This window comes from Streptomyces sp. WAC 04229, from assembly GCF_003947455.1.
In the GTDB taxonomy this organism is placed as follows: Bacteria; Actinomycetota; Actinomycetes; order Streptomycetales; family Streptomycetaceae; genus Streptomyces.
On sequence record NZ_QHJH01000197.1, the window covers coordinates 1 to 13,216 of the forward strand.

General features: G+C 73.6%; 13 protein-coding genes. 3 read left to right on the plus strand and 10 right to left on the minus strand.

Translation table 11 applies throughout. The annotated features are described in order from the left end of the window. Positions 1-128: 128 nt before the first annotated feature. The 4 genes from DMH12_RS32110 to DMH12_RS32125 form a co-directional block, all read right to left on the minus strand. Complete coding sequence (locus DMH12_RS32110) at positions 129-527, minus strand: VOC family protein (RefSeq protein ID WP_125494906.1); 399 nt, start codon at positions 525-527, stop codon at positions 129-131. A 9-nt stretch (positions 528-536) separates the two neighbouring features. Next, the gene (locus DMH12_RS32115) at positions 537-929 is read right to left on the minus strand and encodes a tautomerase family protein (protein WP_125494907.1); all 393 of its coding nucleotides are present in this window, start codon (positions 927-929) and stop codon (positions 537-539) included. A gap of 172 nt (positions 930-1,101) precedes the next feature. Beyond that, positions 1,102-1,689 carry a DUF4865 family protein gene (locus DMH12_RS32120; RefSeq protein WP_125494908.1) on the minus strand — a complete coding sequence of 196 codons (588 nt, stop codon included), beginning with the start codon at positions 1,687-1,689 and terminating at the stop codon, positions 1,102-1,104. A gap of 12 nt (positions 1,690-1,701) precedes the next feature. After that, on the minus strand, positions 1,702-2,274 hold the full coding sequence (locus tag DMH12_RS32125) for a TetR/AcrR family transcriptional regulator (RefSeq protein WP_185832677.1): 573 nt from the start codon (positions 2,272-2,274) through the stop codon (positions 1,702-1,704). A 202-nt stretch (positions 2,275-2,476) separates the two neighbouring features. Between DMH12_RS32125 and DMH12_RS32130 the strand changes: the two genes are divergently transcribed. Next, a complete protein-coding gene (locus DMH12_RS32130; RefSeq protein WP_125494910.1) occupies positions 2,477-2,758 on the plus strand; it encodes an SHOCT domain-containing protein in 282 nt (93 codons plus the stop codon). Between the two features lie 530 nt (positions 2,759-3,288). Here the strand turns inward: DMH12_RS32130 and DMH12_RS32135 are convergent. Together DMH12_RS32135 and DMH12_RS32140 are read right to left on the minus strand one after the other, a co-directional pair. Continuing rightward, on the minus strand, positions 3,289-3,822 hold the full coding sequence (locus tag DMH12_RS32135) for an ATP-binding protein (RefSeq protein WP_185832678.1): 534 nt from the start codon (positions 3,820-3,822) through the stop codon (positions 3,289-3,291). Between the two features lie 180 nt (positions 3,823-4,002). Continuing rightward, the gene (locus tag DMH12_RS32140) at positions 4,003-4,326 is read right to left on the minus strand and encodes a hypothetical protein (RefSeq protein WP_125494911.1); all 324 of its coding nucleotides are present in this window, start codon (positions 4,324-4,326) and stop codon (positions 4,003-4,005) included. Between the two features lie 270 nt (positions 4,327-4,596). Here DMH12_RS32140 and DMH12_RS32145 point away from each other — a divergent pair, with 270 nt between their 5' ends. Continuing rightward, positions 4,597-5,721, plus strand: a complete 1,125-nt coding sequence (locus DMH12_RS32145; protein ID WP_125494912.1) for a PLP-dependent cysteine synthase family protein — start codon at positions 4,597-4,599, stop codon at positions 5,719-5,721. A gap of 15 nt (positions 5,722-5,736) precedes the next feature. On the opposite strand, the gene DMH12_RS32150 is transcribed toward DMH12_RS32145, so the two are convergent. Together DMH12_RS32150 and DMH12_RS32155 are read right to left on the minus strand one after the other, a co-directional pair. Further along, a complete protein-coding gene (locus tag DMH12_RS32150) occupies positions 5,737-6,210 on the minus strand; it encodes an SRPBCC family protein (RefSeq protein WP_125494913.1) in 474 nt (157 codons plus the stop codon). 173 nt (positions 6,211-6,383) lie between these two features. After that, entirely contained in the window at positions 6,384-7,208 is an 825-nt protein-coding gene (locus DMH12_RS32155) for a DeoR/GlpR family DNA-binding transcription regulator (RefSeq protein ID WP_125494914.1), read from the minus strand. A 371-nt stretch (positions 7,209-7,579) separates the two neighbouring features. Between DMH12_RS32155 and DMH12_RS32160 the strand changes: the two genes are divergently transcribed. Next, a complete protein-coding gene (locus tag DMH12_RS32160) occupies positions 7,580-9,829 on the plus strand; it encodes a hypothetical protein (protein ID WP_399189568.1) in 2,250 nt (749 codons plus the stop codon). Positions 9,830-10,037: 208 nt separating this feature from the next. Here DMH12_RS32160 and DMH12_RS32165 read toward each other — a convergent pair whose 3' ends face one another. Together DMH12_RS32165 and DMH12_RS32170 are read right to left on the minus strand one after the other, a co-directional pair. Next, positions 10,038-12,476: a right-handed parallel beta-helix repeat-containing protein gene (locus DMH12_RS32165; RefSeq protein WP_185832679.1), complete on the minus strand. Its 2,439-nt coding sequence runs from the start codon at positions 12,474-12,476 to the stop codon at positions 10,038-10,040. Positions 12,477-12,584: 108 nt separating this feature from the next. Next, positions 12,585-13,187 carry a hypothetical protein gene (locus DMH12_RS32170; protein ID WP_125494917.1) on the minus strand — a complete coding sequence of 201 codons (603 nt, stop codon included), beginning with the start codon at positions 13,185-13,187 and terminating at the stop codon, positions 12,585-12,587. Between the last annotated feature and the right edge of the window lie 29 nt (positions 13,188-13,216).

Here is a 13,216-nt window from a genome sequence, read left to right on the forward strand (position 1 = left end):
ACACGAAGGCCTCCTGGTTGGCGGAGCGGTTCCTCGACAGCTCCACTCCACAACCGGAGGCCTTCGCCGTCCTACAGATTCAGACCGTGTCGTCACACAAACTCGACCAACCTGGCTGGGCAGTACACCTAGGGGGACGGCCGGGCGCCGCCGCTGGGGGCGTTGCTCAGGTCGACCACACAGAAGACGTTGCCGTCCGGGTCCGCGAGGACGACGAAGTCGGGGTCGGGCGGGTAGCGGTCCCAGTCGGCCTCCCGCGCGCCGAGGCCGACCAGCCGCCGCACCTCCGCCCGCTGATCCTCCGCCGAGTCCGTGTAGAGGTCCAGGTGGACGCGGGGGTGCGGCTCGGCCGGCGACTCGCTGCGCATGAGGCCGAGCGCCCGCCCGGAGCCGTCGGCGTGGTTCAGCGTGCGCCAGGTCTCGCTCCGCCACTCGTCCGTGGCGACCAGACCGAGCGCCGCGGTCCAGAACGCCTCCGCGCGGGGCACGTCCGTGACGCCGATGACGGGGACACCGAGTCTCAACATGGTCCGAGCCTACGTACCGCGCGCCGCGTACTGCGCGATCCCGTGGCCGAGCGACCAGTCGGCGGAGGTGTTCTCGGTCAGGGTGACGAAGACGTTCCGGGGCTCGGTACCCGCGTAGGTCTCGGCGAGTTCGGCGATCCGGCGGTACAGCGCCTGTTTGCGCTCGCTCGTCCGGCCCGCCCGGAGGGTGATCGCCACGAAGACGATGCCCTCGTCCCGGTGCACCCCGAGGTAGTCGTCGTACCGCAGCGTGCCGCGGGCGCCGTCGTGTCCGGTGAGGACCTGGAACCGGTCGTCGTGCGGGATCCCGAGCGTCTCGACCAGGGCATCGTGGACGGCACGGCCGAGCGCGTCGAGGCGGTCGCCGTCGGTGCCGTGGGCGTCTATGCGGACGAAGGGCATGCGGGCATCTCCCGGTCGGGCGGAGGCGGTTCGGGGTCTGGGGGTTCGGCGCACGGACGTCAGCGGGTGGTGTGGGGGGCCGCGACGGCCCGTCGGAGGACGGGGCCCCACCCGGGAGCCTGGGGACCGGCGAAGAACGGGTCGTCGCGCGCCTTGCGAACGCGGACGGCGCTCACCACTGGCGCCCCCGGCGCAGCCGCTCCCGCTCCGGTGCCGACACGTGCAGCACCTGGAAGACCTCGCCCGCCACCCCGTCCGGTGCCTCGTCGGCGTGCAGCGAGAAGTGGACCAGCTCCCAGCGGCCGGTGTCCACGACCGCCGCCGCGAGCAACACGCCGTCCCCGGCCGCCAGCCGCCCGGTCTCCCGCACCGCCTCCGCCGCCCACTCCGACAGGGGAACCCCCTCCGGCACCGGCCGCCGGTGTCGTACGGCCACCCGCGCGGGGGAGTGGGCGGCGCCGCCCTCCTCGTAGGCCAGGCCAGTCCACTGCCGGACCGCGGGCCGGCCGAAGTCGTCGGTGGGCCGCTGGAAGGCGCCCTCCCAGAGGAAGGAGTTCATGCCCTCCACGGTGCGCCACAGGTAGAACGGCGCGTACTGGTTGACCGGCGAGCCGTGCACCCCGCGCTCCCGCATCAAATACGCCTTGGCGCCGAGACCGGGCCAGTCGTCCAGGAGGTGCCCGGTGCGGGCGACCCGTTCCCGTACGGCGTCCATCGCGTAGTCGGCGGGCAGGGTGAACTCGTACTGCATGGCGTGCATCGGCGGGGCTCCTTACCGGGCGGGGGTGTCGTGCGGGGCCAGCAGGGCCAGCAGCCCCCGGACCGCTGCGTCGAACGCGGTGGGGGAGCCGGACGCGCGGGCGAGGACGTAACCGCCCTGGACGGTCGCGACGACCACCGCCGCGATCTCCTCGGCGTCCAGTGAGGGCGCGAACTCGCCCTTCGCCCTGCCCTCCTCGACGATCCGGGCGATGCGCTCCCTGAGCCAGTCGAGCGTCTCGTCGACGGGTGCGCGCAGGGCGTCGTCGGCGATCACGTCCGGGTCCATGGTCAGCCGCCCCACCGGACAGCCGCGCAGCACCTCGCGCTCGCGCCGCAGATACCCCGCGATCCGCTCGTACGGCGTGCCCGGACCGCCCAGCACCCCCGCGGCGGTGGCCCGCATCTCCTCGGCGGTCCGCCGGATCGCGGCCAGCGCGAGATCGGGCTTGCCCTTGAAGTGGTGGTACATGCTGCCCTGTCCGGCGCCGGCCCGCTCCAGGATCGCCTTCGGGCTGGTCCCCACGTACCCCCGCTCCCACAACAGCTCGCGGGTGGACTCGATCAGCCGCTCCGAGGTGCTCATGCATCCACTGTACATACTAGTAGTTACAGAGGTCGAGGCGCAGGACACCCGAAGCCCGGCGGGGGAGGGAGCAGGCCCGGACGGCGTACGTACTCCCCGCGGGGTACGCACACTGCCGCTGGCCGTACGACGACCGGGGCCCGCCCCGGGGACGACGCTCGAAAGCGACACGAACGACATCGCCACCGAGGAGTTGGACGACATGGAGACCCTGGCACACTTCGGCGACGGCGGGCCCGGCCCCTGGATCCTGCTCTTCCCGCTGTTCTGGGCGCTGGTCATCGGCGCCGGCGTCACCCTGCTCCGCCGCACCGTGTGGCGCGGCCGCCGCGGGCCCGGACGGCCCACCGTCGAGGACGACTCGCCCATCACCGTACTCGGCCACCGCTTCGCCTCCGGCGAGATCGACGAGGACGAGTACTGGCGCCGGCTCTCCGTGCTGGACGAGCAGTTCGGCCGGACCCGCAGGGGCGGTGAGGCATGACCACGACGACCAGGAGCGACCGCTTCACGGCGGTCACGGGACCGTCGGGCCACGGCAAGCCGCCCCTGACGCACTGTGCGCCGGTTCGGACGAGGCGCCGCGGAAGTCGACGGTGAGGAAAGGGCGTTGACCGTCACGGACCCGGTCGGGGCACCGCCTTTGCCTTCGCCGTGCCGCCCGTCGACTCGCGGTGGGCTGGCGACCCGCATGCGAGGGGGGGCTCCGTGCGGGCAGGCGTCGGAGTGCTTCGAGCGCCTGCCCGCGGTGGGTGTCCCCCTTGCGGGTGCGCGCGGCAGGCGTCCCACGGCGCGCACGCCCGGAAGGGGCGTCCTCCTTGCCGGGCACGCGTGTTGGGGGACTCCGCGCGCGCACGCGCCGGACGTACTCCTTGCGGGGCATGCTCTCCGCGGGCACGGGCACGGGCACGGGGTCATGCGCGGGCACCCGCACCCGCACCCCCACCCCGACCGAACCCACCGGGTACCGCACCCGCACCGCACGGCCCGCGGCAGCGAAGGGTCACCGCCCGGTCAGCCGGCAACGGCCGACCGGGCGGGAGCGGGTTGGGGGCTGCCCAGATCGACGGCGTGCTCGGTCTCCGCGAACACGGCGGCCGGCACCTCCTCGACCGGGCGGCGCGGCGGGCGCGCGGTGACCGGAGCCAGTCCGCCGCTCGTCGGCAGCGTGAACCAGACGACCTTGCCGGACTCGCCGTCCGGCCGGGCGCCCCAGCTCTCGCTCATCGCCGCCACCATGGCGAGCCCCCGCCCGCCGGTGGCCAGGGGCTCGGCGTCGTCCACGACGGGCAGGCGCGGATCGTGGTCGCGCACCGAGACGGTGAGCCGCTCCAGCAGCAGCTCTATCTCCACGGTGCACGTCTTGTCCGGCCGGGCGTGCAGGTGGACGTTGGTCAGCAGCTCCGTCACGCCGAGCGAGGCCCGGTCGATCAGGGAGTGCATATGCCAGTAGCGCAATTGCGCAGATACGATTCTGCGGACCTGGCCGATCCGCGACGGCAGGGCTTGCAGCTCCACCGTGCAGTGTCTGCTTGGGTGACTGATCACGGCTGCGACTCCCCGACAAAGAGGTCCGGAAGAACACGGAGTTCGGATCCAGCAGGGCGCGGCGCGCCGCCGCCTGCTGTCGTGGCCGGCGGGCTGGTTCGCAGCGTTATCGCCGGTAAACCCAGAGTGACGTGAGACCAGCGTGACGCAAGGGGTGAGGCACCGCAACTTACGGACATCTCAACGGTGATGTCCGGCCGCCCTGTGCACGGCCTCGATGAAACGGCGCGCCGCTGGCGGGCCCGGCTCACCCGGAGCGGGGTCCCGCTCGCCGAGCGTCAGCAGGTACCGCTTCCCGTTGAGGTCGGCGAGAGCCCGGTCGTGCGGGCCGAACCAGGGGCGCGAGGCCCGTACCGCCTGCACCGGAGCGCTGTCGATCTCACTGCCGTAGCTGGTGAGCAACTCGACCCTGCCATCGCTGATCCGGACCGTCCCGGCCCGGGTGAGTGAGCGCAGCCGTTTGCCGATCCGCACTCCCGTGGCCCTGAACTCCGGGTCCGCCATGCCGTCGCCCCCTCGCGCGCGCGTCGGTCGTCCCACCCGCTGGCAGTCTGCCCGCACCGCGCGTCGAGCACCAGTACGCACCCCCTCTTTCCGGGGTCGACCGGAGCACTCGCGCGAATGCGCCCCCACCGTGCGTGCCGACGCGACCCAGGGGTGCCTTTGAGGCGCCCAAAGGTGTGTTTATGCAGGTGAGAAGCGTGTGGAAGATGTCTATGATCGAGGCGTCGGCCGCCCGGCACGCCGTCGGCGCGCAGCGTAAGGAGCCTCCTCGTGAGCACCACCCCGCAGACCCGCACCGGCGCCACCCTGGACGTCGACCACAGCGACGCCGGCTACCGGGCATGGCTGAAAGACGCCGTGCGCAAGGTCCAGGCCGACGCGAACCGCTCGGCCGACACCCACCTGCTCCTCTTCCCGCTCCCCGAGCGGTGGGGCATCGACCTCTACCTCAAGGACGAGTCGACCCACCCGACCGGCAGCCTCAAGCACCGCCTGGCCCGCTCACTCTTCCTCTACGGCCTGTGCAACGGCTGGATCCGCCCGGACCGCCCGGTGATCGAGGCGTCCAGCGGCTCCACGGCCGTCTCCGAGGCGTACTTCGCGAAACTGGTCGGCGTGCCCTTCGTCGCCGTGATGCCGCGCACCACGAGCACGGAGAAGATCCGCCTGATCGAGTTCCACGGCGGACGGTGCCACTTCGTGGACGACTCCCGCCGGATGTACGAGGAGTCCGCCCGCCTCGCGGCCGAGACCGGTGGCCACTACATGGACCAGTTCACCTACGCCGAACGTGCCACCGACTGGCGCGGCAACAACAACATCGCCGAGTCGATCTTCCGGCAGCTGCGGCTGGAGCGCTTTCCCGAACCGGCGTGGATCGTCGCCACGGCCGGTACCGGAGGCACCTCGGCGACGCTCGCGCGCTATGTGCACTACATGCAGTACGACACCCGGGTCTGTGTCGCCGACCCGGAGAACTCCTGCTTCTTCGAGGGCTGGACCACCGGCGATCCGGACGTCGCCTGCGACCGCGGCTCACGGATCGAGGGCATCGGCAGGCCCCGGATGGAACCGAGCTTCGTACCCGGCGCCATCGACCGCATGATGAAGGTCCCGGACGCGGCGAGCGTCGCGGCCGTCCGCGCCCTGGAGCAGGCCATCGGCCGCAGGGCGGGTGGTTCCACGGGCACCGGGCTGTGGAGCGCGCTGAAGATCGTCGCCGAGATGGTGGCCGCGGGACGCCGGGGCAGCGTTGTTACGCTGCTGTGCGACCCGGGGGACCGGTACCTCGACAAGTACTACTCGGACACCTGGCTCGCCGAACAGGGACTCGACATCGGCCCGTACACGACCGCCATCGAGACCCTGCTGCGCACGGGCACGTGGCCCGACTGACCCCGCCGGACAGTCCTAGGAACGGGTCAGCCGCCGGTCCAGCGCGGTGACCGCCCCCCGGAAGGACCGCCCCAGCCCCGGACGCGCCCGGCCCAGCACGAAACGGAACAGGGCCGTACCGTCCGCCGCGAAGGTCCACTGCACGCGCGTGCCCGTCCCGGCCGGCGCCAGCCGCCACTCCTCGGCCATCGCCCGGGCGCCGGGCGCGTTGGTGACGTCCACGCGATAGGCGTACACCGCGGGCCGCTCCGCCGTCAGGACCGTCTCGACGAAGCGCGTCCCGCCCCGGAGCCGGACCTCGCGCCCCGCGTCCTCACCGATGGGCCGGGCGAACGTCACCGCCGAGAACCACGTGGGCCAGCCCGCCACGTCATCGGCGAGCGCGCGGAACACCGCGTCGGGAGCGGCGGAGATCTCCCGCGCGAAGACCAGACGCACCGGCGCCGTCTCGACGAAGTCGAGACCCACCGGACGCAGACGGTGAGCCATGGACACAACCCCCTTGTACGCGGCGGCGCATGCGGACGATCGGCCGAGTGGCGCCACGATAGCCGGGGGCGCGTCCGGTGTCAGCGGGGCCCGTCGGGACGGACCGGGCACGCGAGGCACGGGGCGTCACGGACGCCGGGCCGGCAGCGACGCGCGGCGTCCGCCCATCCGGATCAGTCGGTCGTCGGCTCCGGCTCGCCCGCCACGACCAGCCCGAGGTGCTCGGCGACCTCCGCGCGGGCGTCCGCCGACAGGCCGCCGTCCGTCACCAGCGTGTCCACCTGCTCCAGCGTCGCGAAGGAACTCAGGCCCACGACACCCCACTTGGTGTGGTCCGCGACCACCACGACCCGCCGAGCCGACTGCACCAGCCGCCGGTTGGTCTCGGCCTCCGCCAGGTTCGGCGTGGACAGGCCGGCCTCGGCCGATATCCCGTGCACGCCGAGGAAGAGCACGTCGAAGTGGAGCGTGGCGATCGCCTGGTCGGCCACCGGGCCCACCAGCGAGTCCGAGGGCGTGCGCACTCCGCCGGTGAGCACCACCGTGGCCGCGCCCGGCCGGGTCCCCGACGTGCGCTGCGCCACGTGGAACACGTCGGCCACTCGCACCGAGTTCGTGACCACCGTCAGGTCCGGCACGTCCACCAGCCGGTGCGCCAGCGCGTACGTCGTCGTACCGCCGGACAGGGCGATCGCGGCACCCGGCGCGACCAGCTCGGCCGCGGCCCGCGCGATGTCCTCCTTGGCCGTCGGCTCCAGACCCGACTTGGCCTCGAAGCCCGGCTCGTGCGTGCTCGCCTCCGCCACCGGGACCGCGCCGCCGTGCACCTTCTCCAGCACACCCTGCCGGGCCAGCGCGTCCAGGTCACGACGGACCGTCATGTCCGACACGCCGAGCTTGCGAGTCAGCTCGTTGACCCGGACCCCGCCCCGGCGGCGCACCTCGTCGAGGATCAGGGCGCGCCGCTGCTCCGCGAGGAGGTTCGGATTCTCACTCACGTACGCTTCGGTCCTTTCGCCGCAAACCGCTCGACCCGCCGCCGCACATGCTCTGATGAGGACTTCTCCCCGCACCCGTGCGCGGACGTCCCATCCTCGCACGCCGCACCGCCGGCCGCGCCACCGCCCGTCCCTCGCGCCCAGGCCACCCGTGTCTCGTCATGGCATCACTCGTCACACGGTTCGGGGAGATTCCGTGCCGAAGGGTGTGCGGAGCCCGTCGAACGGAGATCCTTGTGCCCGCACGGACAGAGCCGACGGCGCGTCACGGGGGAGTGCGGACAGTGGAACAGGCCGAGCAGCGGGACGGGAGATCCGGCACCGCCCTGGAACTCCTGGTGCACGGAGTGGGCGGCACCACGCCCGCCGAGATGCTGGACGACCCGCGGACCGTGCGGGTCACCGGCGACCACGTCGCGGCCGTCTTCCGGCGCGCCGAGGACGTCGACGCGGAGTCCCGGCCCGAGGACTACCGCGGCCGGCCGGTGCCCGAGGCCTACGTCTGGTGCAACCTCACCTCCGGCAACGGCACCCGCGCCCTGTGGCTGCTGCTCCTTCCGTTCATGGTGGTCAACCTCGCTCATTGGATGCGGCCCGCCGCGAGCGGCCGGATCCGCACGGTACGGCTGTACGGGCTGCTGGTGCGGCTCGCGGGGCTCACCCTGACGGTGCTGCTGGTCGCCGCCGCCTGCGAGGTCGCGCTCGACCTCGTGGCCTGGCAGTGCGCGGGCACGCGCGTGTGCGCCGAGCGCCACTCCTGGGTGGGCTTCCTGTCGCCGGTGGTCTCCGACGGCGGCTGGTGGAGCGCGCCCGGCCGCAGGCTCGCCCTCGCGGCCGCGGTACCCGCCGCCCTCACCGGTCTGCTGTGGTACCTGTCGCTGCGCACCTGGCGGGCGTACGAGTCGCAGCAGCCGATGGACCGCGAGTCCGAGGCCGAGGAGGGGCCCGGCCACACCGCCCTCGGCCGGCCGGGCTTCTGGTACGGCCGCCGCCTGGTGGCCCGGCTGCGCGCCGCGCACACCGCCGCCGGGCTGCTGACCATCGCGGTGGCGGTCGGCGCACCCGCGGCCCGCTTCGACCGCCGGCCGGGCGGTCCCGCGGCACTGGACACGCTGGGATGGCTCCTCCAGGGCGCACTGGCCGCCGGTGCCGTCGCCGTGGTCGTGGTGGTCTGCCGCCGGGGCCGCAGCGAGAACCGCCTCGACCGGCGCCTCGACCGCCACCTCGTACGGCGTCTGCCGCTCGCCGCGCTCGTCCTGTTCGCCCTCGCCCTGCTGTACGGCGGCTGGGACCGGCCGGGGTGGGCCTCGGCCGGCCGGCTCTCCGGCGACATGGCCTTCGGCGGCATCGCCCTGATGCAGGGCCTGCTGGTCATCGCCCTCGCCGTGGTCGCGCACCTGCTCCACCGCAGCCTCCCCGACGCCCGCGCGGCGATCCGCGGCCTCGGCGGACCAGCCGTCGTCATGCTGGCCTGCGCCCTGGGCGGCTTCATGTCCGGCGGCGTCGCCCAGCGCGTCTCGGACTGGATGGACGGCACCGGCACCTTCCTGGACGGCCCGCCCGTCCTGCTGACCTGGCAGGCGTCCGTCATCCCGCCGCTCCTCGTCGTCGTGCTGCTGCTGTGCGGCGCGCTGGCCCGGCACACCTGGGGCCTGGCCCGCGCCGAACGGGACGCCGTGGAGGGCGACCACGCGGGAGAGGCCGGGGATCCCGGGCGCACCCGGCGCATCGCGCTGGCCCGCGCGACGGCCACCCTCACCGACCGGGCGCCGCTGCTCGTCGCCATCACCTCCGCCGCCACCCTGCTGCTGGGCGCCGGAGCGCTGGTGGGCGCCCTGACGACCGACCAGGTGCCCGGTGAGGCGGCGCGCGGCACGTACGCCGTCGTGCACGGTGCCGCACAGACCGCGCAGGCACTGGGCTCCTGGCTGATCGGCCTCGGCTTCATACTGTTCGTGACGTGGGGCAGGCGTGCCTACAAGGACGCCTCCGCGCGGCGCACCATCGGCATCCTGTGGGACGTCGGCACCTTCTGGCCGCGCGCCGCCCACCCCTTCGCACCGCCCTGCTATGCCGAGCGCGCCGTGCCCGACCTGACCTGGCGGATGGCGACCTGGACCCGCGCCACCGGCGGACGGCTGGTCATCTCCGGGCACTCGCAGGGCAGCGTCCTCGCCGCCGCCGCGTCCTGGCAGCTGGAGCCGGCCGCCCGCAGGCGGGTCGCCCTGCTCACCTACGGCTCACCGCTGGAGCGGCTGTACGGCCGCTGGTTCCCGGCCCACTTCGGTCCGGAGGCGCTCGCCTCGCTGCACCGGGAGGTCGACTGCTGGCGCAACCTGTACCGCCGCACCGACCCCATCGGCGGACCGGTGCGGCTGTCCGGAGACTCGGGCCCCGCGGTGGACCGCGCGCCCCTCAAGGACCCGCTGACGTACGGCCGCACCGAACTCCATCCGCTGCCCGCGCCGGTCCTCGGCCACTCCGACTACCAGGCCGACCCGGTCTTCGCCGAGGAGCGCGGGCGGCTGCTGGCCCGGCTCCGACCGGAGGTGCCGGCACCCCGCCACACCGGGGGCCCCGCGTCCGTTCCGGCGGCGGACGACGCCACCGGGGCATGCTAGGCCCTGTCGTCAAACTCCCGTCCGCCCGGCGGCGCCATGCACGCACTCTCGCCGCACGGGGCCCTGACCCAAGTACATCCAGTACGAGGATCAGGGCCCCGCGCGCCGAGAGCACGCACCTGACGCCGCCGGGCCCGCCCTCCGGGCGGACGACGGGAGTTTGACGACAGGGCCTACCGCTCCCTCGGCCGCCCGGGTGCCGGGTCCGTCACGGCAGCTCGGGCAGGTCGTCGGCGTACAGCAGGGTCAGGTCGTCCGTGCTGGGGTCGGTCAGCTGGGCCACGCGGCTCGCGTGCCGTTCCACCATGGCCTCGAAGGTCTGGCGGGCGGTGCGGCCGTTGCCGAAGGCCGGGCCCTTGGGGATCGCCGTGAAGTACGTCGTCAGCGCCTCGGGCGTGCCGGGGGCCAGCCGGTACTCGTGCTCGTCGGCCTGCTGCTCCACGATCCGCAGCAGCTCGTCGGGGCCGTAGTCGCCGAAGGTGATGGTCCGTGAGAAACGGGACGCCACCCCCGGGTTGACCGACAGGAAGCGCTCCATCTCGGCCGTGTAGCCCGCGACGATCACGACGACCGAGTCGCGCTGGTCCTCCATGAGCTTGACCAGCGTGTCGATGGCCTCCTTGCCGAAGTCCCGGCCCGCGTCCTCGGGGGAGAGCGCGTACGCCTCGTCGATGAACAGCACCCCGCCGTGCGCCCGCTGGAACGCCTCCTGGGTGCGGATCGCCGTGGAGCCGATGTGCTCGCCGACCAGGTCCACCCGGGAGACCTCGACCAGGTGCCCCTTGTCCAGCACACCGAGGGAGGCGAGGATCTCGCCGTACAGCCGGGCGACCGTCGTCTTGCCGGTGCCCGGGGAGCCGGTGAAGACCAGGTGCCGCTTGACCGACGCGGCCTTCAGGCCCGCCTGCTGCCGGCGTCGGCCCACCTCGATCATGTCGGTCAGGGCCCGCACCTCGCGCTTGACGCTGTCCAGGCCGACCAGGGCGTCCAGTTCGCCGAGCACCGCCTTCGAGGTCCGCGCGGGCTCCTGCGGGGCGACGGCCGCGATCAGGGGCTCCTGCTCGGTGGTGCGCTGCCCGGGGATCGAGCCCAGCAGCCCCGGGGACTGGCTCACCGTCTGCACGACCGGCTCCGCCGGGGCGGTCGCCGCCGCGCCGCCGCTCTCGTCGCTGGTGCAGTCCTCGACGAGCGGCCCGGAGTCGTACGCGCTGTCCGGGCCGCCCTCCGCGAATTCGTAACCGCCGCGCGCGCACCGCTCCGTGCGGCACTTCTTCAGCGTCGTACGGCAGCCGTCGATCACGTGGAAGCCGTAGCCCGCGCTGCCGGTCACCCGGCAGTTCAGGAAGCTGCCGCGGCCGCCGGCCGACACGTAGACACCGGCCTCCGAAGGGGAGTCGACCGTGCAGCGTTCGATCGTGGGGTCGGCGCCCTTGGTGACTATGACGCCGGTGCGGTTGCCGTCCAGCGTGCAGTTGTTGAGGGTGCCGCCGCTGCCGTGGTCGCGGAACCACGCGCCCGTGGCCGCGTCCCGGATGCGGCAGTCGTCGAGCTGGGCCGTGGCGCCGTCACTCACCGAGACCGCGGTGTTGCGCACCTGGGACAGGTCGCTGTCGACGACGTCCGCGCGGGAGCCGCGGTCCAGGACGAACAGCGCGTCCGGTACGTCGTGCACCCGGCAGGAGTCGAGCACCGCGGTGGCGCCGTCGCTGACCCACACGGCCGGGTAGTCGCCCGTGCTGTCGAAGATCTCGCACTGGTTGGCGTCCACCCGCGTGCCCGGGTCCCACACCGACAGTCCGTTGCGGCCGAACTGCCGCACGGTGGTGCGGGTCAGGGTGAGGACGGAGCGGGAACGCAGGTCGACCGCGTTCTCCGGGATGTCGTGGATGCGGCAGTCGGCGAGGGTGAGCACGGCGTCCGTGTCCAGGGTGACGCCGTCGCCGGTGGTGCGGTGCACGTCGCAGTCGGTCAGGTGCGCGGTGGCCCGGCCCGTGACGTGCACTCCGCTGCCCCGTACCTCGTACACCTCGCAGCCCACGGCCTCCAGCGCGGAGCCCTCGCCCGTCGCGGTCAGCCCGGAACCGGCGGCATGGTGCACGCGGCAGCGCTCCAGCCGGGGATGTGCGCCGGAGCGAACCGCGACGCCCGCCTGTCCGGCCGAGACGACCTCGCACTCCTCGAACACGCCGCCCCCGCCGTCCAGGACGGCGATGCCGACACCGGCCGGATTGTCGACGACGCAGCGTCGCACCGTGGGCCGCGCGCTGCCGCGCACCTCTATCCCGGAGGCGGAACGCGCGACCACTCTCAGGCCCAGCAGCTCCGGCGTACCGTCCTCGACGAGCACCGCGGGCGCCGCCGCGTCCTGGCCCTCCACGTGCAGGTCCTGGATCACCGCCGAGGCGCGCACGGTCAGCGGGACGCCGTCGACGGGCGCGATCCGCACCGAACCCTGGCCGCCCTCGGGCCCGCGCAAAGTCACCGCCCGCTGGACGACGAGGTTCTCCCGGTAGGTCCCCGGCGCGACGGTGAGGACGTCACCCTCCGCCGCGGCCTCCAGGGCGGCGGCGAGCGATGCGTACTCACCTGTGCGGCGCCGCCACCGCGAGGTGCCGGTGTGCGTCACCTGGACCGTGCCCTGTGCCATGGCGTTGCTGTGCCCCCACCTCGTCGTACGCGGGTCGTCGCCGATTCGCTTCGGCCGGTCCACCGTAGCGTGCGCGCAGGTGGTGAGTTGACCGGAGCCGGAAGCCCGTCAGCTGCCCGTGCCGGTCCTGCCCCAGTCCGGGCCCGCCCGCTCCCACTCCCGCTCCCAGCGCGCGTACCGGCCGCGGACCATGCGCCAGACGGCTATGCGCCGGCCGGCCTCGACCAGGGCCGCCGCCGCCACCGCGGCGCCGATCCCCGCGAGCACGGCGTGTGTGGCCGCCGTAGCGCCGTCCAGCGGGCGGGCCACCGCGCGTCCCCGCTCGTCCGTCCACAGTCCGAAGCGGTCGCCGGGGTCGGGGCCGTCGATGCCGACCGTGACGGAGCCCTCGTGCCGGGATCCGTCCGGACCGGTCCAGTCGGCGAGGACGCGACTGCGCAGGCTCTCACCGGCGCCCTCCGGATCGACGGACAGGGTGGAGCGCTCCAGGGGACGCACCACGGTGGCCGTCACCCGGTGCCGCGACTCGTGCTGTTCGCGGACCGACCGCTGGAGGGTGTCCTGGGCGGCGCCGCCCGCGAGCACCCCGAGCAACGGCGCCACGGAAAGGATCAGCAACAGACCTGCCAATGCCACCCATGCCTCGGCCAGGTCGGTCGCGCGGCACAGCGGATTGCGCCGCCAGCGCCACAGCCCACGGATCGCCCGCACGTCCGCCCCCCTTTCCGGCTCCCCGCCAC

What these genes read in the sequence shown, in the direction of transcription:
- DMH12_RS32115 (WP_125494907.1), bottom strand. Translation starts at nt 929, where the DNA reads ATGCCCTTCGTCCGCATAGACGCCCACGGCACCGACGGCGACCGCCTC.
- DMH12_RS32110 (WP_125494906.1), bottom strand. Translation starts at nt 527, where the DNA reads ATGTTGAGACTCGGTGTCCCCGTCATCGGCGTCACGGACGTGCCCCGC.
- DMH12_RS32165 (WP_185832679.1), bottom strand. Translation starts at nt 12,476, where the DNA reads ATGGCACAGGGCACGGTCCAGGTGACGCACACCGGCACCTCGCGGTGG.
- DMH12_RS32140 (WP_125494911.1), bottom strand. Translation starts at nt 4,326, where the DNA reads ATGGCGGACCCGGAGTTCAGGGCCACGGGAGTGCGGATCGGCAAACGG.
- DMH12_RS32150 (WP_125494913.1), bottom strand. Translation starts at nt 6,210, where the DNA reads ATGGCTCACCGTCTGCGTCCGGTGGGTCTCGACTTCGTCGAGACGGCG.
- DMH12_RS32125 (WP_185832677.1), bottom strand. Translation starts at nt 2,274, where the DNA reads ATGAGCACCTCGGAGCGGCTGATCGAGTCCACCCGCGAGCTGTTGTGG.
- DMH12_RS32120 (WP_125494908.1), bottom strand. Translation starts at nt 1,689, where the DNA reads ATGCACGCCATGCAGTACGAGTTCACCCTGCCCGCCGACTACGCGATG.
- DMH12_RS32160 (WP_399189568.1), top strand. Translation starts at nt 7,580, where the DNA reads ATGCTGGACGACCCGCGGACCGTGCGGGTCACCGGCGACCACGTCGCG.
- DMH12_RS32130 (WP_125494910.1), top strand. Translation starts at nt 2,477, where the DNA reads ATGGAGACCCTGGCACACTTCGGCGACGGCGGGCCCGGCCCCTGGATC.